Below are 16,587 nucleotides of genomic sequence, written 5' to 3' on the forward strand. Positions count from 1 at the left end.
ATGCGCCCCTTCACATCGCGCAGCGAAGATGCCCAGAGCTCCAGTGTATCTTCAACCGACGCGCCGCCATTCATCATGTCCTGAATCATGGTTGCCCATAGATTCAGAACTCCGACAAAAAGGCAACTGTAGTGCTAGGGCGCTTTGAGTAGCCATACTACCCTTGGATCTTGTTGTGCAATCGAGATGTTTTTCTAAGTTATGGGGTCCGGGGCCTTTCGGCCCCGGCGGGTCAGGGCAGAGCCCTGCCTTTTTTTTCGGGCCTTCCCACGCATGCGCCTCCAGCAGCGCCAGCAGAGCGTCTACGATCCAGGGCTAAACGCTCTCCGGCGCGCTGAAATGCTGTCGTGCCAAAGGAACGACGCAGGCCAGCGCTCCCAACGCGACCAGCCCGGCGAATACGCTCACGGCGCCAAAGCCTAACTGGTCCGCCACCACGCCACCGAGGATCGCCCCCACGGCAGAGGCGATGGCGGCGGCGGCGTTGAACAGGCCCATCGCCGCCCCCTCGCCGAACGGCGCCGAGACCGCCGCCAGGTCGTTGGCCGCAACGCTCAGCAGCGGCCAGATGCCCTGAAACAGCGTGAACAGGATGACCGCCGGCACCACCGAGACGCTGGCCAAATGCGTCAGCGCCACCACGCCGAGCCCGAGCAGCGCCACCGCGCGCGCGCCGATCCCCACCCCCAGCATTGCTGCCGGGCCGAAGCGCGACACCATCCGCCCCGCCAGATTATACAACGGGATGCTGAGCGCGGTGACGATGGCGATCAACGTCGACGAACGGCTCACCGCCATGCCGAAGCTGTGCAGCATCAGCACCGGGTAGAGCGAGGAGAACGCCGACACGGCCAGCGAGAAACAGAACCACCCGGCCAGGAACATGCCGAAGGCAGAGCGCATCGCAGGGCCCAGCAGCGCGAAATCCCGCAGTCGCGGATGGTGGATGCGGGTGATCACCGAGGCGGTCATCGGCTCCACGCGCTTGACCAGCCGGGCCAGCGTATCGCGATGCATGCCGCCGAAGCGCGGCAGCCGCTCCTCCATAGGGACAGGCAAGCCGCGGCCGCCAACGAAAAGCGCCGGCAGCACCAGCAGGGCAGCAATTAGCGTGCCGGCATGCGGCGCCAGCCAACCGGCCAGGAACATGCCAATCACCGAGCCGCCGGCGTTGAACGTTTGCAACCAGCTGATGCGCACGCCCCATTCGGCGGGCGGGGTAAATTCAACGACGAACAGGCTGGCAACGGTATTGGAGGCGGCGGTGCCGAGCCCGATCAGGAACGCGCCCGCGAACCAGGCGCCGGCGCCGTGCAACAGCGTGAACGCCAAGAACCCGAGGCCGATGAGCAAAAATCCGCCGAAGAAGATACGGCGATACGCCTTGCTTTTATCCGCGACACCGCCCCAGAACGGCGCTGTCAGCGCGCCGACATTCTGCGCCGCGATGGCCGTACCGATCACTGTCGAGCCACCACCACCACCGGTCACGACGAGCGGGATCAGGATGACGGCAAGCCCGGAGGCGAGTGCCCCAAGAATGGCATAGGCCACGTACCAGGGCTCGATCCAGCGATTCACAGGTCCTTTTGTCGGAATGACTTGTTTTTGCGCCACAACTGGCACGGCTTGGTCCGGCATGCGCTACTCCAAGTTGTTGCCTCCCCGCCAATTGGGACAGCCCGGCTGACATCTCAACCGCGGCCATTTCACCTCCGCCTTAAATTTTTTATATTTTGCAGCCATGCGGGCCGGGCCGCCTTTAAGCAGGGCGAAGGGGCTCGACTGTTCCCCGCGCGAATTAGAAATGAGAACAAAACATTGTAATTTGTTCCCGGATGAACAAGATGAACAGGCGAAAGGAACCCTTTCCATGAGACTACCGAGCCTGTGCCTGTTGGCGCTGCCTTTGGCCCTTGCCGCCTGCAATTCCAATGGCGCCCGTGCGCAAAGGGATTTCAACGCGGCCGGTAATAATCTTGGCCAAGGCCATGTTGGCAGCGGTGCCAATGACGTCGGCCAGGGTTTTAGCAACGGCGCCAACGCCACGGGCGATGCCATCGTGCATACGGCGCATCAGGTGGGGAACGCATTCAGCCAATAAGCGCCGGCGCCCACTCCAAGATCGGCGCGTTGCGCCCTGTGGAGCGGAATGACGTGGCGTCTCTCACCGGGTCAGGGCATCGAGCAGACGCTGAACCTCTTCATTCAATCGAATCAGTTGCTCAGCCGACATCCCTGATTTCTTCAGCATCGCCTCTTTCAAACAGTGCGTCTGCAATCGGACATCATTGCCTTTTTTCGTCAGGTGAACATGCACTTGCCGTTCGTCCGAAGCGTTGCGGCGCCGCGCTACAAAGCCCGCTTGTTCGAGCCGTTTCACGAGGGGCGTGATCGTGCTTGGCTCGAGCGCCAAACGTTCCGCAATGGCGCCGATGCTGCGCTCATTTTCTTCCCAAAGCGCACCCAGGACCAGGTATTGCGGGTAAGTGAGGCCCAACGGGTCCAGCAACGGCTTATAAAGCCGATTGATCGCAATGCTGGTGGAGTACACCGAAAAGCATAGCTGATCCCGCAAAACGATCGTCTCACCTTCGGTCGTCATATGAAAATCCTTTTGATTCCGCCGTATATCGATGCCGCAGGCAATTACTTACCACGATAATATTCACCTTGACAATCAAATGCGCGTGCCGTAGATAATGATTATCGCGATAACGTTTATCGCCATTCTTTTGTGGTTTGAAGGACAACGGCTATGGTGAAAAAAGCCAGATTGCTTCACGCTTTAGCGTTTTCCGTGGCGCTCCTGCCGGTCGCGGAAGTTGCTGCGATCGCAATGGTCGCTCATCATGACTTCGCGATGGTCTCGGCACCCCTTCAGCATCGTAGCTCCACGGTCGAGATGACCGTGGAGCAAGACCCCTTTTTGGTTACTGGCCAGTCCGCTCATGCGGCCGGCTCTGAAGTCATCCTGGTCAATTCAACGCCGGTATGGACAACCATCCACTAAGCGTGAAGCGCTGCTCTCACCTGGCAAAGATCCTGTCCAGTTCTTCGATCAACCCGATGCCGCGCGGCTGCCATCCGAGCGTCTCGCGCGTCTTTCGGCTTGAAGCGGGGATATTCAGGCCGACGAAGTTGCCGATCCAGCCGCCAAAATGGCCGACCGCCTCCTCGGGCGCCTTGCTCACAACGGGCACGCCGAGGCCCCGGCCGATCGCTTCCGCAATAGCCCGTAGCGGGACGCCTTCCTCCCCCACGGCATGCCAGCGCGCGCCGGGCTCGGCTTTTTCAACGGCGAGCGCACAGAGTTCGGCCGCATCCTGCTGCTGAACGGCAGGCCAGACATTCTCTCCGTCGCCGACATAGGCCGAGACGCCGGTCTGGCGGGCGATCTGGATCAGCCACGTCACCAGCCCCTGTTTCTCGCGCCCATGCACGGAGGGCGCGAAGCGCACCGCGCCGGCGGCAACGCCACGGCCTACGAAGGTCATGGGCGTGTGCTCGGAGAAGCGCGGCAAGGCTTCGGAGACCGGGAGAGGCTCGCTGTCCTCGGTCGCCACGCCCCCGGGGGCGACCAGTGCCACGCCCGAGCTTGAGATGAAGGCGCGGCCCGACCCCTCCAGCTCAGCGCACATGACCTCGATCGCGGCCTTGTCGAGCGCGCAGACTTCCGAGAAGCGCGTAAAGTCATGTTCGAAGGCAAGATGGAGCACGGCGTCTGCTTGCCGCGCGCCGCGCCGCAGGCTTTCCAGATCCTGCAATGAACCGAAATGCGGCGAAGCCCCAGCTGCTTTCAACGCCGTAGCACCTGCTTCCGAGCGGGTCAGGCCCAACACGCGATGCCCTCGCGCCAGGAGGTGTGAAACGGAAGCGGATCCAATGCAGCCGGTCGCGCCGGTAACGAAGACGAGCATGGCAATCTCCTTTGATTGAGCGCCGCCGGCCCTTGGCCGGAGGCGGGAACAAGCCAAACTTAAGCGCGGCTGTCAGGACGATCTATGCTTGAAACGTCATAATTTATTCTCCATCGTTCAAAGCTGCCATGGACCCGCTCTCCGACGTCCTCTCTCTCCTGAAGCTACGCAGCTATATCTCCGGCGCGGTCAGCGCCGCCGGAGACTGGTGCTTTGATTTTCCGCCGCATGAGGGCATCAAGTTCCGGGCCGTTCTCTCCGGGTCCTGCTGGGTGCAGGTGGATGGCATGAAGGAGCCTTTTCTTGCCCAGGCGGGTGACTGCTTCCTGCTTCCGCTTGGCCGCGCCGTGCGCGTCGGCACGCGATTCGATATCCCACCCCTCGATATCAAAACGATGATCGCGCAAAACACGCCGGGCGACCTCATGGTGGTGAATGGCGGCGGTGAGTTCTATAGCATCGGCGGCTATTGCCTGCTGGAGGGCGACCACGCCGGCATCCTGCTCGGCATGTTGCCGCCCGTGCTGCAGATCCAGGGGGAGCAGGGCAAATCCGTATTGCACTGGTGTGTCGAGCATATGCGCGAGGAAATGCGCGAACCTCAGCCTGGCGGCTTCCTCATTGCCCAGCAGCTGGCGCAGATGCTGCTGGTGCAGGCACTGCGCGCGCATCTTCTGGAATCCGGCGCAGGTGTCGGCTGGCTGTTTGCGCTGTCGGACAAGCAGCTTTCCGCCTCGATCACCGCCATGCATGCCGAACCCGCGCGGCCCTGGACGGTCGAGCAACTGGCCCACGCCGCCGGCATGTCCCGCACCGCTTTTGCGCTGCGTTTCAAGGACAGAGTGGGACAGACGCCGATGGAATATCTCACGCGCTGGCGCATGCTGCTGGCGGATGACCGGCTGCGCCATTCACGGGAACCCGTTTCTGCCGTAGCACTTTCACTTGGCTACACGTCGGAGAGCGCATTCAACACGGCGTTCAAGCGCGTGATGGGCGCCGCACCCCGCAGGCATACGCGACGCGCGGCCTGATACGCCCGTCAGTCGCGTCAGTAGGATAGTCCCGCGAGAAGCTGCACATACGCGGCGAGCCTGAGCGATACGAATTCCGTGAAAAGCCGCACGCGCTTCGTTTTGCGCGTCTCACCCTGCGTGAGGAGCCAGAGCGTTCCGTGCATGTGCAGGCTTGTGCCCGGCACCCTCACCAGCAGCGGGTCGGCATCTCCGATGAAGCAAGGCAGCGTCGCGATCCCGAGCCCCTGCCGGACCGCGATGATTTGCGCCCCGGAATCCGTGGTCCTGAACGGAATCTCCGTGGTGCGGACCTCACCGCCGCGCGCCCAGTCGGGGATGCCATCAAATTTCTTGACGATCCGCCGGATCGGATCAGCGGTTCCCGCGCGCCACGCGGCAAGGAGCTCGCGGGACATGTAGGCACCGCCGAACAGCTCCGGTCCTTTCAAGCCGTGAAGATTGGGCGGCAAAGTGTTGCGGTCGTAGACGACGCGGATCGCGACGTCGGCCTCTCGGTTGGTCAGATTCGCCCGCTCGTCGGACGACAATATTTCGATCTCGACCTCGGGGTGCAGACGCGCGAAATCGGCGAAATCCGGCATGAGCAGGTGCGTCGCGAGGGGCGGCGCCAGCGTTACCCGCAGAAGCCCGCGCACGCTCTGGTCGCGACCGAAGATTCGCGTCTCCAGCTGGTGCGACGACGCTTCCATCTGGTCCGCGAACTCGCGCACCTCCTCCCCCGCATCGGTCAGACGATAGCCCGAAGGCAGCTTCTCGAACATGTGCGCCCCGAGGCGCTCCTCCAGCTGGGCGATGCGCCGCAGCACGGTGGAGTGGTTCACCTTCAGGCGCTCGGCGGCGGCCCGGACCGAGCCCCCACGCGCGACGGCCAGAAAATAGCGAATGTCATCCCAGTCAGTCATGTGGTGCAATCCTGCACCGCGAGGTGCGCTCTCTCAAAACCCGTGTCCTGTACCATCGAACGGCGTCTCGTCTGTAGATAGCAGGGACAGTGACCTTCGCCTACAGACGCCGGCGCACCCGGGGAACGCCGCCCGCCACGGCTCGCCTCGGTCGTTCCGGCGGATCGATTTCGCACCACCGATATGCGCAGTTCCGCACTGAACGCCCGACGCAGGCCGACCTATTTCGAATTCATCGAGGGCAGCGGCGCCGCCGCTTGTCTCCAGCGCGCGGATCCGAACACGAGGACCGCGCAGCGGGCAAAGAACCTCAACACCCTCCCCGGACAGACCGGGGACACAAATTGAAGGAAGTATCATGTCGAGACTGGAAGGAAAAATCGCCGTCATCAGCGGCGGTACGAGCGGCATCGGGTTCGCCATTGCCCAACGCTTCGTGAAGGAGGGCGCGCATGTGTTCATCTTCGGTCGGCGCCGGGACGCGCTGGACGAAGCGGTGCGGCTCATCGGCGCCAACGTCACCGCCATCCAGGCGGACGCGTCCAGGCTCGAGGACCTCGACCGCGTCGCCGACGCCGTCCGGAGGGCGAAGGGCAAGGTGGACGTGGTCGTGTCCAACGCTGCCCTGGTCGAGCAGGTGCCGCTGCGCGACATCACGCCGGAGCATTACGACCGCACGTTCGCGCTGAACGCCAAGGCGCCCTTGTTCCTCGTGCAGAAGATGCTGCCGATGATGGGGCGGGGAGGATCGATCATCCTCGTATCCTCGGCCATGCACACTATGGGCCTGGCGAACCACTCGACCTACGCGGCCACCAAGGCGGCGCTGCGTTCGTATTCCCGGACCTGGGCGGCCGAGTTCAAGGATAGCGGCATCCGCGCGAACACGCTGAGCCCGGGCGTCGTCGACACGCCGATGCTCGACTCCCAGGCGACCACGCCCGCGGAAGCCGCCGCGATCCGTGATGGCTACGCCGCCTACACGCCGATGCTGAGACTGGCACGGCCCGAGGAACTCGCCAACGCCGCCCTCTTCCTCGCCTCGGACGAGAGCTCGTTCATGACCGGCTCCGACATGGTTGTCGACGGCGGCGTCAGCAACGTTTGACCGGGTGCACGGCGTCGGTCGCTTAAGACCGGCGCCGCATTCGTCCTGATCGCAAACTGAATTTCCTACAACGATCGATAGGGAGATCAACATGACATACGCCATCATAGGCACGGGGAAGGTGGGCGCGACGCTCGCCCGCTTCTTCGCCGCCAAGGACATTCCCGTCCTCATCGCCAATTCGCGCGGCCGCGAAACGCTCGGCGCTCTCACCACCGAACTCGGTGCGAGCGTCAAGGCGGTCACGATCGACGAAGCCGTCAAAGCCGATATCATCCTCGTCGCGGTCGGAGCGCTCGCTTTCAAAAACGTCGGCGCGGTGCTGCCGGATTGGTCGGGCAAGATCGTCATCGACGTGACCAACGCCTTCCTGCTTTCGCCGGAAGTGCAGCAGGCGGAATACCAGGGCCGGCTCACATCCGCGGTCAACGCGGAACGCGTTCCGGGCGCGAAATTGGTCAAGACCTTCAATCAACTTCCCATCGAGGTCCTCGCGAGGTCGCTGCCCGACGATGTCGGTCGGAGGGTCGTATTCGTCTCGAGCGACCATGAGGACGCCAGCGCGACCGTCGCTTCTCTCGCGGAAAGCCTTGGCTTTGCGCCCATCGAAGTCGGCAAGATTGCAGAAGGTGGCCGCCTGATCCAGGCGCGGGCCCCCCTCGTATTTCAGAACTTTATCAAATACCCGCTATAAGCTTGGCCGAAAGGCGACGGTCCAGCGACGCGGCTTTGATCGCTCGTTAATGCACATGATGACATGGGCACCTCCTCTGCTGCTTCTGCAAAGGCAACGCGCAACGATGGCGAGTCCCAGGCTAGAGTCGCGGGAAATCCCACGCCTCTAGGAAACGTGCTCTGCGGGCAACTCGAAAGTTGGATAACAGAAACGGGGGCTTTTGCCCCCCGTTTCCTGTTCAGGCACATCTGTGACCGGTCAGGCGGGCACGATGTCTTGGACCTGATCAGACAGCTTTGAGATTGATTGCGGCAGCCTTGCCACGCTCCATCTCGACGTCGAACGTGACCTTCTGGCCCTCGTCCAGACCGCGCAAACCCGCCGCTTGCACGGCTGTGATGTGCACGAACACGTCGTTGCCGCCATCCTGGGGAGCAATAAAGCCAAAACCTTTGGTGGTATTAAACCACTTAACCGTACCGGTAGCCATTATGCGACCTCACTCCTTACATGGGCACACCACGCGCTGTCGCGCGGATGACGGGCAAACCGGGTTCTGCAAAGACTTGTATGCGCCCGATCGCCGCGTGCATCTTCCCTAGCTGCCTCCGGCAGCCAGGTCCAGGCTTGGTGACCACCCTGAAACAAGCACATGGACGGAGAAAGGCACGAGCAAGTTTAGGGACGATCTGATCGAGAGCCTAGTTGGACTTCCTCTCAGGCCGTCCTGGCCGCGGCCCGCGCGGCGAGCTTCTCTTCCTCGGTCCAGACTTTGCGCTCGCGCTGCTTCGGCGGCTTGACTTCCTTGACCGGCCCACCGCCCAGCACAGGTGGGCGCATGGTCGAGTTCCGCGCCGCTTCCGAATGCCACTGGTGATCGGCTTGAACGATCAAAGCGCGACCAATTTCCCGCTCCACAGCATGCAGCCAGGCACGCTGCTCAGCATCGCAGAGCGTGATGGCGAAGCCGCTGCGCCCTGCGCGGCCGGTGCGGCCTATGCGGTGGACATAGCTTTCCGGCAGGCTCGGCAGGTCATGGTTGAAAACATGCGTCACTGTGTCGACGTCGATGCCGCGCGCGGCGATATCCGTCGCGACAAGGACCTGCACGGTTCCGGTGCGGAAGGCGTCCAGCGCGCGCTCCCGCTGGCCCTGCGACTTGTTGCCGTGCAGGGCCTCGGCAGTGAGGCCCGCCTCGGTGATGAAGGCGCAGACCTCGTTGGCAATGTTCTTCTGCAGCGTGAAGACCACGGCCTGGCCGATCCCCGGCGTCCGCAGCTGCGCCAGCAGCGCCGCCTTCTTGTCGGCCGCATCGATGAACATGACCGACTGCTCGATCCGGTCGACGGTGGTTGAGGGCGGGGCGATCTCGACCTTCGCTGGATCGCGCAAGAGGCTCTCGGCCAGCGCGGCGATAGATTTCGGCATCGTTGCCGAAAACAGCAGTGTATGCCGATCCTTCGGCAGCGTTGCGACGATGCGCTCGATCGGCTTGGCGAAGCCCATATCGAGCATCTGGTCGGCCTCATCGAGCACCAGCGCCTCGAGCTGCGACAGGTCGCAGAGGCCCTGGTTGATCAGATCCAGCAACCGCCCAGGTGCTGCCACGATGATGTCTACGCCAGCCTTGAGCGCATTGACCTGGTGGAACTGACTGACGCCGCCGAAGATCGTTGTCACGCGGGGCTGCAGATGACGACCGAAGCTCTCGAAGCCGTCGGCGATCTGCGAGACCAGTTCGCGCGTGGGCGCAAGGACCAGGACGCGGGCACCGCCCTTGGGCGCCGGGCGGGGCGCCACGGCAAGGCGATGCAGCAGCGGCAGCGCGAAGGCGGCGGTCTTGCCCGTGCCTGTCTGAGCCATGCCGAGCATGTCGCGGCCCTCCAGCAGCATCGGGATTGATTGGGCCTGGATAGGGGTAGGGTTGGTATACCCCTCCTCGGCCAGTGCCTGTAGCAAAGGCGGCACCAGGGAAAGATCGGCGAAAGTCATGGGCATGGTCAAGCGGCGCCTCCGGCGCTGAGTAAAGCTGCGCCTAATCGGGCTACGCTGGTTGAGAGCGCGGCCTTCTACGAGTGATGCTGCATTGCGTCAACGCGGCGAGGAGGGGCGGCAGCATGTCCGGTTTCTCATCCAGCCCGGGGGTCTGGGGCCTTTCGGCCCCAGCGGGGTTCAAGGGGCGGAGCCCCTTGGCCTTGCTTTCTTCGTCTCCCACGCATGCGCCTCCAGCAGCGCCAGCAGCCCGTCCACGATTTGCCCGGGCGTCGGCGGACAGCCGGCGATCACCAGATCCACGGGCAGGAGCGCGTCGACGCCGCCGAGGATGGCGGGGGAACCTTTGAACACGCCGCCGTCGACAGCGCAGTCACCCACCGCGACGACGAAGACCGGGTCGGGCATGGCCTCGCGGGTTTGGCGCACGGCCTCGGCCATGTTGCGGCCGGCGACGCCGGTGATCAGGAGGATGTCGGCGTGGCGCGGGCTGGGGGTGAAGGTGAGGCCGTATTGGGTGAGGTCGTAGACCAGGTTCTGGGTGGCCCGCAGCTCCAGCTCGCAGCCGTTGCAGCTGCCGGCGGCGACGTGGCGGATGGCGAGGCTGCGTCCGAGTTTTTGCGCCGAAGCGGCGGCGAGGCGCTCGCGCAGTGAGGCGGCGATGGCAGGGTCGGCTTTGCGCGGGGCCGGGTGGCGCAGCATCAGGTGCCGGGCGAGCGTTTTCCACACCATTACAGGTCCACTCCCGAATAGGAGCCGTTGACGGATTTGTTGATCACCGGGAAGTCCGCGAAGATGCTGGTGGTGGCGGCATGTTCCAGAAGCGGCCAGTGCAGCGTGCTGGGATCGGCGATGAACAGGTCGGCGATGGTGCCGTTGTCGAGCCGGAGCCAGGTCCAGACCGCGCCGCGAAAGCTCTCCGCCACGCCAATGCCGGTGCCGCTGCCGGCCGGCGGGGCGACGGCGATGCCGTCATCTGGCAGGCTCGCCAGCAAGGCGCGGGTGATGCGGATGCTCTCATTGATTTCGGCCAGCCGGATGCGGATGCGCGCGGCCACGTCGCCATCGGTTTCCACCGGCACACCGAGGCTGAACTGCTCATAGGGCGCATAACCCGGCATTAGTCGTGCGTCATGATTTTGGCCGGAGGCGCGTCCGACATAACCGCCGGCGGCGTAGGCGGCGGCCAGCTCCACCGGGATGATGCCGGTGCCGATCAGCCGGTCCTGCAGGCTCGCGTAATCCTCGAACACCCGGGTCAGGCTGGGCAGCTCGGTTTCCAGCGCGTCCAGCGAGGAGAGGATCGCCGCAGCGCCCTTGCCGCGAATGTCGGAGGCCACGCCGCCGGGGATCACCATGTCCATCATCAGCCGGTGGCCGAAGGCGGCATAAGCGGCGGCGCAGAAGGATTCACGGTGCCAGGAGAGGCGGGCGTCGAGGAAGGCGAAGCCGACATCACCGGCGATGGCGCCGATATCGCTGGCATGATTGGCGAGGCGCTCGATCTCCGCCATCACCGCCCGCAGATGCACGGCGCGGCCTGGGGGGTTAAGCCCCAGTGCCGCCTCGGCGGCATGGGCGTAGGCGAGGCTGTGGGCGACCGTGGCGTCTCCGGAGATCCGTGCGGCGAAGCGCGCGGCGAGGCGCGGCGATTTGCCGCGCATCAGCGCCAGCGTGCCTTTATGGGCGTAACCGAAGCGGGCCTGCAGCTTGAGCACCTCCTCGCCACATAGCGTGAAGCGGAAATGCCCCGGCTCGATGATCGCCGCATGCACCGGCCCGACCGCGACCGCGTGCGTCCCCTCGCCTTCCGGCGCCGGAAAATCCGGCCAGGCGGCGGTGCCGTCCGGAGCGCGGAATTGCTCGATCGCCGGACGCGTATCGGCAGCACCGGTGGCGGTGGCGCCGGTCGTGTCATGCGCCAACCGCTGAAACCAGTTTGCGCCCGGATGTTTCAACGCCGGATACGCGTTTTCCGCCAAGGGCAGGACCAGAAGATCACCCGGCTGATACAGCGCATAGGCGTTCGCCTCATCCGTCCACAGGGCGACGAACTTTTGCTCCCGCGCCGACCATTCTTCTGGCGTGCAGAAAATCATTGCAACCCCGCCGCGACGCTTGTGAGGATATGAAGGACCAGAAACGGCATGGCGAAAGCCAAAGCGAAGGCCAGCAACAGATGCAAGGCGACGAGACCGCTTTCGGCTCGGGCTTGCACCGGCTTGGCTTGCGGCGGCGCGTCGAACAGCAGCGGGCCGAGATGGCGCAGGATCGGCACGGCGCACAGCACCATGCCCAGCCCCAGCGGCAGCGAAAGCAGCGGGTCACGCTGGATGGTCTGGCTGATGATGATGAACTCGCTGGCAAACATGCCGGAAGGCGGCATGCCGGTGAGCGCGAACATCGCCCCCGCCAGCGCCCAGCCGAGATAATTTTGTCCCCCCAGGCCGCGCAGATGCGCGAAGGCGTAATGGCCGGGGGCGGCCGAGCCGCGCGCCGCGGCGGCGCGGATCAGCGCCTGGAACAAAGCGGATTTGATCAGCGTGTGCAGCATCATATGCAGCAGCCCGCCGAAAATCGCCGCCGCCCCGCCGATGCCGAAGGCGAACGCCGCGAGGCCGGAATGCTCGATCGAGGAAAACCCGAAAAACCGCCGCGCATCCCGCCGACGCGGCAGCGAAAACGCGGTGAGCAGCAGCGAGGCGAGGCCCAAGGTGAGCAAAAACGGCCCCGGCTGCATCGCCCCGCCGCCGGCGCGGAAATTCTCCTGCAGCACGTGGCGGAAGCGTAGAATGGCGAGCAGGGCGACGTTGAGCGTGAGGCTGCTCATCGCCGTGGTGACCGGCGCCGGGCCTTCGGCATAGGCGTCCGGCAGCCAGCCATGCAGCGGCACCAGCGCCGCCTTGGTGCCATAGCCGAACAGCAGGAACACGAAAGCGAGCGTGAGCAACTGGCCGTCCAACGCCGCACCGTGGGCGGCGAGCGCGGAAAAGCTCATGGCGGCGAGGCCCGGCCCCAAAGCCGGCTGTGCGGCGAGATAGGTTAGCATCGTGCCGAACAGCGCGAGCGCGATGCCGACGCCGCCGAGAATGAAATATTTCCACGCCGCTTCCAGCGCGCTGGCGCTGCGCGGCAGACTAACGGCAACGGTGCCGGCGATGGTCGCCCCTTCCAGCGCCACCCAGAGCAGGCCGAGATTGTCCGCATAAAGGCCGAGCAGGCAGGCGCCCAGCACCACCTGAAACATCGCGTGATAGACCCGCCAGCGGTTCAGGCTCAGCGTCTCCAGGCTGGAAGCGACGAAACCGAGATTGCCGATGGCGGTGGTCAGCCCGACGAAGCCGGTGAGCACGCCGAACATCATGCCGAGGCTGTCAGCGTGCACCAAGCCGGCGCCGGGATTTACAAACACACCCAAGGTCAGCAGGAACGTCACGAAGCAGAAAAACAAATTGCCAATCGCCCCCTGGCGCGGGGTGCCGAACAGCCCCAGCGGCACGGCGGCAATGAGCGGCAGCAGCGAAGCGGCGGCGGGAAAATTCATCGGCCGCGCCTCTCGATTTCCTCGATGCCGGTGAGGTCCAGTGTGTCGAAATGCTCGCGCAGGCGGAACAAAAACACGCCGACCACGAGGAAGGCGAGCAGCACCAGAAGGGCGACCGAGAATTCCGCGACGAACGGCATGCCCGGCATGCCGGTGGCGGCCAGAACAAGACCGTTTTCGGTGGAGAGAAAACCGATCACCTGCGCCACCGCATTGCGCCGCACCGCCATGACCAGGAACCCGAGCAACACCACGGACAGCGAGACCGCGAGATCCTCGCGGGTGAGCGACATGGCGCCCGGCGTGGTCGGCAGCACCACCAGAACGGCGACGCCGATCAGGCCCAAGCCCAGGATCATCGACACACCGACCGGCATCACATTGTCCACCGCGCGGAACAGGTTGAAGCGCTGCACCATCTGCCGCAGGCCGATCGGCAGGATCAGCGCCTTGATCACCAGAGTAATCAAAGCGGTGGCGTAGAGATCCGGCGAATGCTGCACGTAGCCCTGCCAGAAAGCCGCGGCGGTGAGGGTGAAGGCCTCCGCCTGGTAGAGCGTGATCATGGCAGCGAGGCGCCGCTGCGAAAGCAGCGAGAAGGCCCAGAGCAACATCAGCCCGCCCATCATATGCGCCAGCGAGAAGGTCAGGGTCATGTGCCGATCCGCGCCGCGACGAACAGGAAGATGCCGGCCAGCACGCCGAGCAGGATCGCGACACCCAAAAATTCCGGCACGCGGAACACGCGCATCTTCGCCATGGAGACCTCGAACACCGGCAGGGCCACCGCCATCACGGCGAGTTTGGCGCCCCACAGCGCCAGCCCGACCGGCCAGGTAAGCGGATCATTCGCGCGGGCCATGAAGAAGGGAAAGAAAACCGTGCCGATGATGTCCATCCACACCAGCAGCCGCAGCATCGCCGCATATTCGAACAGGGCCAAAAACCGCCCCGAATATTCCAGCAGCAGCGCCTCGTGCACCATGGCGACTTCGAGATGCCCGGCCGGATTGTCGACGGGGATGCGCCCGGTCTCGGTCAACGCCACGGCGAGCATGGCGACGAGCGCGAAGCCGAGCGAAATGGAAATGCCGACATGGAAAGTGGCGAAGGCCGTGGCGATGGCGTCGATGCCGGGGGCGTGGGCGATCAGCACGAAGCTGATCAGCACGACCAGCAGCGCCGCCTCGGCGAAGACCGCGTACAGCACTTCGCGCGCAGCGGCGGCGCCGCCGAAGCCGAACCCGGATTCCAGCCCGCCCAGCAGCGTGGCGGCGCGCGCGAGGGCGAGCACGCCGATCAGGGTAATGAAATCGCCCAAAGGTGCTGTGAGCATCCCGGTGCTGAACCCCGGCACCAGCATCGCCGCCCCCGCCATGGCCGTGCAGGCGGCGAACGGCCAAACCGGATATAATTCAGTGGCCGTCTCGGGCACGAGTGTGGTCTTGCGCAGCAGCCGCAGCAGGCTGCGATAAGGCTGCACCACCGGCGGCCCGCGCCGCCCGAGCAGCCGCGCCCGCAGCTTTGCCACCACGCCCGCCAGCAGCGGCGCCAGGGCAAAGACCAGCGCGATGTGCAGCAATGTCGCGAACAGCTTAGCGAGGAGCAAAAGCATCAGAAAAGACTACTTTTTGTGAACAAAAAGTAGCAAAAAAACTTTGTTATGCTGGGCCATGGGCGTTGTCTGCGACAAAGCCTCAGGCCCAGCATAACAAAAGTTTTTGCGCCGCTTTTTTCAAAAAGCGGCTTCTTTCCTTCCTGTGAGATCGTTGGCCTGATCATGCCCTAGCCGTCCTGCCCCAGGCCGAGGGCCAGCAGGAACGCCACCAGGGCAATGAACACGAAAGCCAGGCGCTGGCGGATGGTGGCGCGGCGGATATATTCCGCGCCGCGCGCCACGCGCAGCTGCAGCCGGAACAGAGGCTGCAACAACAACGCGTCAGCCGGATCGCCGCCGCGGACCAGTATGCCGTCGCCGAGCGCGCGGCGCACCGGCTGGGCAAAGCCGGTGGCGCTGGGCTGGGTGGCCGGGTCACCGAAGGGCAGCCAGACCGGCGGACGGCCAAAGCCGCCATTCCAGGCCGCCACCTCACGCGTGCCGCGCACCGCGAAACGCCGCAGGAGCAGGAAAGCCGCACCCCAGGCGACCGCCAGCAGCAAAGCCAGGCCCAACGGCGCGTAGCTGAGCGGCGCCGGGAGGCTGCCTGGCACCATCAGCCGCACCGCCGGGTCGAGGCCCAGCAGCACCAGCCCCGGCAGCAGCGCCACCGGCACGCACAGCACGGCGAGCAGCCCCATGCCCAGCAGTTCCGGGCGCTTCGCATCCTCGGCGGCGGCGGCGGCCAGCGTGCGGGGGCGGCCGAGAAAGCCGATGCCGATCAGCCGTACCGCCGCCCCCAGTGCCAGGGCCGCACTCAGGCCCAGCACGGCGAGCAGCGCGGTAAAACCGATGCGGGCGAAAATCCCGCCAGTGCCGGCCGCGGCGATGACCGCATGCAGGAGCAGAAACTCCGGCGCGAAACCGGGGCCAAGCGGCACCGCCGCCAGACCGGAGGCGCCGATCAGCATGAGCAGGCCGAGCTTGGGCTGGCCGCGCATCAACCCGCCCAGCCAGTCCAGCGAGGAGGTACCGGTCGCGCGCTTCACCACACCGGCGCCCAGGAACAGCAGCGGCTTGTAGAGCGCATGCGCGACCGCGCAGAGCAGCGCCCCCTGCAGCGCCAGTGACGCCAAAGCCGGATCGCCCATCGCCTTGGCGCGCAAGGCGAGTCCGGCACCCACCGCGATCAGCCCGACATGCTCGACCGTGGAACAGGCGAGCATGGTTTTCAGTTCCACCTCCAACATCGCCCTGAGCGCGCCCAGGAGCACCGAGGCCGCCCCCACGGTGATCAGCACAATCCCCCACCAGGGCTGAGCAGCGTCGCCGAACACCAGAAAACCGTAGCGGAGGATGACATAGAGGGCGATTTTCACCATGCCGCCGGACATCAACGCCGAGACACCGGCCTCCGGCGCCGGATGCGCGCGCGGCAGCCAGCTATGCAGCGGCGCCAGCCCGGCCTTCGCGCCGGCGCCCAGCAGGATGAGCATGAAGGCCAGCCCGGAAGCGGGCAGGAAGATCGCCGGGATCAGGCAGGCTGCGGCGAAAATAGCGATACCGATATAAAGCGGCGCCGGGGCGCGGTCGCCGCGCAGCACCAGCAGCCAGGAGGCCGCACTCATCAGCTCAAAGCCGAAAATCAGGGTAAAACCGTCGCCCGCCAGCACGGCCAAAACCATGCCGAGCACGAAAACCCAGAACGTCACCGAGCGGCTCATGCCGGCGATCGCACTGGCCACCGTCTGCGGCAGAAGCAGAATCAGGAAAACCACGGAGAGCGCATCAAAGCGCAGATGCATCCCTTG

The 16,587-nt window shown here is 64.8% G+C and carries 18 protein-coding genes; 6 read left to right on the forward strand and 12 right to left on the reverse strand.

The genetic code is table 11. The features are described 5' to 3' along the window. Positions 1 to 315: 315 nt before the first annotated feature. Complete coding sequence (locus tag VGG47_RS09945) at positions 316 to 1,581, reverse strand: MFS transporter (RefSeq protein WP_331538000.1); 1,266 nt, start codon at positions 1,579 to 1,581, stop codon at positions 316 to 318. 292 nt (positions 1,582 to 1,873) lie between these two features. Between VGG47_RS09945 and VGG47_RS09950 the strand changes: the two genes are divergently transcribed. Next, positions 1,874 to 2,104 carry a hypothetical protein gene (locus tag VGG47_RS09950; protein ID WP_331538002.1) on the forward strand — a complete coding sequence of 77 codons (231 nt, stop codon included), beginning with the start codon at positions 1,874 to 1,876 and terminating at the stop codon, positions 2,102 to 2,104. Positions 2,105 to 2,167: 63 nt separating this feature from the next. Here the strand turns inward: VGG47_RS09950 and VGG47_RS09955 are convergent, their stop codons facing one another. Beyond that, a complete protein-coding gene (locus VGG47_RS09955; protein WP_331538004.1) occupies positions 2,168 to 2,605 on the reverse strand; it encodes a MarR family winged helix-turn-helix transcriptional regulator in 438 nt (145 codons plus the stop codon). Between the two features lie 153 nt (positions 2,606 to 2,758). Between VGG47_RS09955 and VGG47_RS09960 the strand changes: the two genes are divergently transcribed. Further along, positions 2,759 to 3,013: a hypothetical protein gene (locus VGG47_RS09960; protein ID WP_331538006.1), complete on the forward strand. Its 255-nt coding sequence runs from the start codon at positions 2,759 to 2,761 to the stop codon at positions 3,011 to 3,013. Between the two features lie 16 nt (positions 3,014 to 3,029). Here the strand turns inward: VGG47_RS09960 and VGG47_RS09965 are convergent, their stop codons facing one another. Continuing rightward, positions 3,030 to 3,920 carry an SDR family oxidoreductase gene (locus tag VGG47_RS09965; protein WP_331538008.1) on the reverse strand — a complete coding sequence of 297 codons (891 nt, stop codon included), beginning with the start codon at positions 3,918 to 3,920 and terminating at the stop codon, positions 3,030 to 3,032. Between the two features lie 128 nt (positions 3,921 to 4,048). On the opposite strand from VGG47_RS09965, the gene VGG47_RS09970 reads away from it, so the two are divergent. Beyond that, a complete protein-coding gene (locus VGG47_RS09970) occupies positions 4,049 to 4,954 on the forward strand; it encodes an AraC family transcriptional regulator (RefSeq protein WP_331538010.1) in 906 nt (301 codons plus the stop codon). A gap of 17 nt (positions 4,955 to 4,971) precedes the next feature. On the opposite strand, the gene VGG47_RS09975 is transcribed toward VGG47_RS09970, so the two are convergent. Next, on the reverse strand, positions 4,972 to 5,859 hold the full coding sequence (locus VGG47_RS09975) for a LysR family transcriptional regulator (protein ID WP_331538013.1): 888 nt from the start codon (positions 5,857 to 5,859) through the stop codon (positions 4,972 to 4,974). Positions 5,860 to 6,042: 183 nt separating this feature from the next. Between VGG47_RS09975 and VGG47_RS09980 the strand changes: the two genes are divergently transcribed. The 3 genes from VGG47_RS09980 (at position 6,043) to VGG47_RS09990 (ending at position 7,661) form a co-directional block, all read left to right on the forward strand. Continuing rightward, a complete protein-coding gene (locus tag VGG47_RS09980; RefSeq protein WP_331538015.1) occupies positions 6,043 to 6,207 on the forward strand; it encodes a hypothetical protein in 165 nt (54 codons plus the stop codon). Positions 6,208 to 6,217: 10 nt separating this feature from the next. Then, positions 6,218 to 6,967, forward strand: coding sequence for an SDR family NAD(P)-dependent oxidoreductase (locus tag VGG47_RS09985; protein WP_331538017.1), 750 nt, complete (start codon positions 6,218 to 6,220; stop codon positions 6,965 to 6,967). 91 nt (positions 6,968 to 7,058) lie between these two features. Next, positions 7,059 to 7,661: an NADPH-dependent F420 reductase gene (locus tag VGG47_RS09990; RefSeq protein ID WP_331538019.1), complete on the forward strand. Its 603-nt coding sequence runs from the start codon at positions 7,059 to 7,061 to the stop codon at positions 7,659 to 7,661. A 268-nt stretch (positions 7,662 to 7,929) separates the two neighbouring features. Here VGG47_RS09990 and VGG47_RS09995 read toward each other — a convergent pair whose 3' ends face one another. The 8 genes from VGG47_RS09995 to VGG47_RS10030 form a co-directional block, all read right to left on the reverse strand. Further along, the gene (locus VGG47_RS09995) at positions 7,930 to 8,133 is read right to left on the reverse strand and encodes a cold-shock protein (RefSeq protein ID WP_331538021.1); all 204 of its coding nucleotides are present in this window, start codon (positions 8,131 to 8,133) and stop codon (positions 7,930 to 7,932) included. Positions 8,134 to 8,360: 227 nt separating this feature from the next. Beyond that, complete coding sequence (locus VGG47_RS10000) at positions 8,361 to 9,641, reverse strand: DEAD/DEAH box helicase (protein WP_331538077.1); 1,281 nt, start codon at positions 9,639 to 9,641, stop codon at positions 8,361 to 8,363. 174 nt (positions 9,642 to 9,815) lie between these two features. Beyond that, positions 9,816 to 10,367 (reverse strand): NADH-quinone oxidoreductase subunit B family protein, encoded by a 552-nt coding sequence (locus VGG47_RS10005; RefSeq protein WP_331538023.1) that lies wholly within the window; start codon positions 10,365 to 10,367, stop codon positions 9,816 to 9,818. Continuing rightward, positions 10,367 to 11,734 carry a hydrogenase expression protein HypE gene (locus VGG47_RS10010; protein ID WP_331538025.1) on the reverse strand — a complete coding sequence of 456 codons (1,368 nt, stop codon included), beginning with the start codon at positions 11,732 to 11,734 and terminating at the stop codon, positions 10,367 to 10,369. Before VGG47_RS10010 ends, VGG47_RS10005 begins: the two co-directional genes overlap by 1 nt. Beyond that, on the reverse strand, positions 11,731 to 13,179 hold the full coding sequence (locus VGG47_RS10015; RefSeq protein WP_331538027.1) for a proton-conducting transporter membrane subunit: 1,449 nt from the start codon (positions 13,177 to 13,179) through the stop codon (positions 11,731 to 11,733). The genes VGG47_RS10010 and VGG47_RS10015 overlap by 4 nt, the downstream gene beginning before the upstream one ends. After that, positions 13,176 to 13,835, reverse strand: coding sequence for a hydrogenase-4 component E (locus VGG47_RS10020; RefSeq protein WP_331538030.1), 660 nt, complete (start codon positions 13,833 to 13,835; stop codon positions 13,176 to 13,178). The genes VGG47_RS10015 and VGG47_RS10020 overlap by 4 nt, the downstream gene beginning before the upstream one ends. Beyond that, positions 13,832 to 14,794 carry a respiratory chain complex I subunit 1 family protein gene (locus tag VGG47_RS10025; protein WP_331538032.1) on the reverse strand — a complete coding sequence of 321 codons (963 nt, stop codon included), beginning with the start codon at positions 14,792 to 14,794 and terminating at the stop codon, positions 13,832 to 13,834. Before VGG47_RS10025 ends, VGG47_RS10020 begins: the two co-directional genes overlap by 4 nt. 170 nt (positions 14,795 to 14,964) lie before the next feature. Further along, positions 14,965 to 16,554 carry a proton-conducting transporter membrane subunit gene (locus VGG47_RS10030; RefSeq protein WP_331538034.1) on the reverse strand — a complete coding sequence of 530 codons (1,590 nt, stop codon included), beginning with the start codon at positions 16,552 to 16,554 and terminating at the stop codon, positions 14,965 to 14,967. Positions 16,555 to 16,587: the final 33 nt, after the last annotated feature.

Origin of the sequence: Acidocella sp., from assembly GCF_036489515.1 — a bacterium.
Lineage (GTDB): Bacteria > Pseudomonadota > Alphaproteobacteria > Acetobacterales > Acetobacteraceae > Acidocella.

What these genes read in the sequence shown, in the direction of transcription:
- VGG47_RS09950 (WP_331538002.1), top strand. Translation starts at nt 1,874, where the DNA reads ATGAGACTACCGAGCCTGTGCCTGTTGGCGCTGCCTTTGGCCCTTGCC.
- VGG47_RS09955 (WP_331538004.1), bottom strand. Translation starts at nt 2,605, where the DNA reads ATGACGACCGAAGGTGAGACGATCGTTTTGCGGGATCAGCTATGCTTT.
- VGG47_RS09960 (WP_331538006.1), top strand. Translation starts at nt 2,759, where the DNA reads ATGGTGAAAAAAGCCAGATTGCTTCACGCTTTAGCGTTTTCCGTGGCG.
- VGG47_RS09965 (WP_331538008.1), bottom strand. Translation starts at nt 3,920, where the DNA reads ATGCTCGTCTTCGTTACCGGCGCGACCGGCTGCATTGGATCCGCTTCC.
- VGG47_RS09970 (WP_331538010.1), top strand. Translation starts at nt 4,049, where the DNA reads ATGGACCCGCTCTCCGACGTCCTCTCTCTCCTGAAGCTACGCAGCTAT.
- VGG47_RS09975 (WP_331538013.1), bottom strand. Translation starts at nt 5,859, where the DNA reads ATGACTGACTGGGATGACATTCGCTATTTTCTGGCCGTCGCGCGTGGG.
- VGG47_RS09980 (WP_331538015.1), top strand. Translation starts at nt 6,043, where the DNA reads ATGCGCAGTTCCGCACTGAACGCCCGACGCAGGCCGACCTATTTCGAA.
- VGG47_RS09985 (WP_331538017.1), top strand. Translation starts at nt 6,218, where the DNA reads ATGTCGAGACTGGAAGGAAAAATCGCCGTCATCAGCGGCGGTACGAGC.
- VGG47_RS09990 (WP_331538019.1), top strand. Translation starts at nt 7,059, where the DNA reads ATGACATACGCCATCATAGGCACGGGGAAGGTGGGCGCGACGCTCGCC.
- VGG47_RS09995 (WP_331538021.1), bottom strand. Translation starts at nt 8,133, where the DNA reads ATGGCTACCGGTACGGTTAAGTGGTTTAATACCACCAAAGGTTTTGGC.
- VGG47_RS10000 (WP_331538077.1), bottom strand. Translation starts at nt 9,641, where the DNA reads ATGCCCATGACTTTCGCCGATCTTTCCCTGGTGCCGCCTTTGCTACAG.
- VGG47_RS10005 (WP_331538023.1), bottom strand. Translation starts at nt 10,367, where the DNA reads ATGGTGTGGAAAACGCTCGCCCGGCACCTGATGCTGCGCCACCCGGCC.
- VGG47_RS10010 (WP_331538025.1), bottom strand. Translation starts at nt 11,734, where the DNA reads ATGATTTTCTGCACGCCAGAAGAATGGTCGGCGCGGGAGCAAAAGTTC.
- VGG47_RS10015 (WP_331538027.1), bottom strand. Translation starts at nt 13,179, where the DNA reads ATGAATTTTCCCGCCGCCGCTTCGCTGCTGCCGCTCATTGCCGCCGTG.
- VGG47_RS10020 (WP_331538030.1), bottom strand. Translation starts at nt 13,835, where the DNA reads ATGACCCTGACCTTCTCGCTGGCGCATATGATGGGCGGGCTGATGTTG.
- VGG47_RS10025 (WP_331538032.1), bottom strand. Translation starts at nt 14,794, where the DNA reads ATGCTTTTGCTCCTCGCTAAGCTGTTCGCGACATTGCTGCACATCGCG.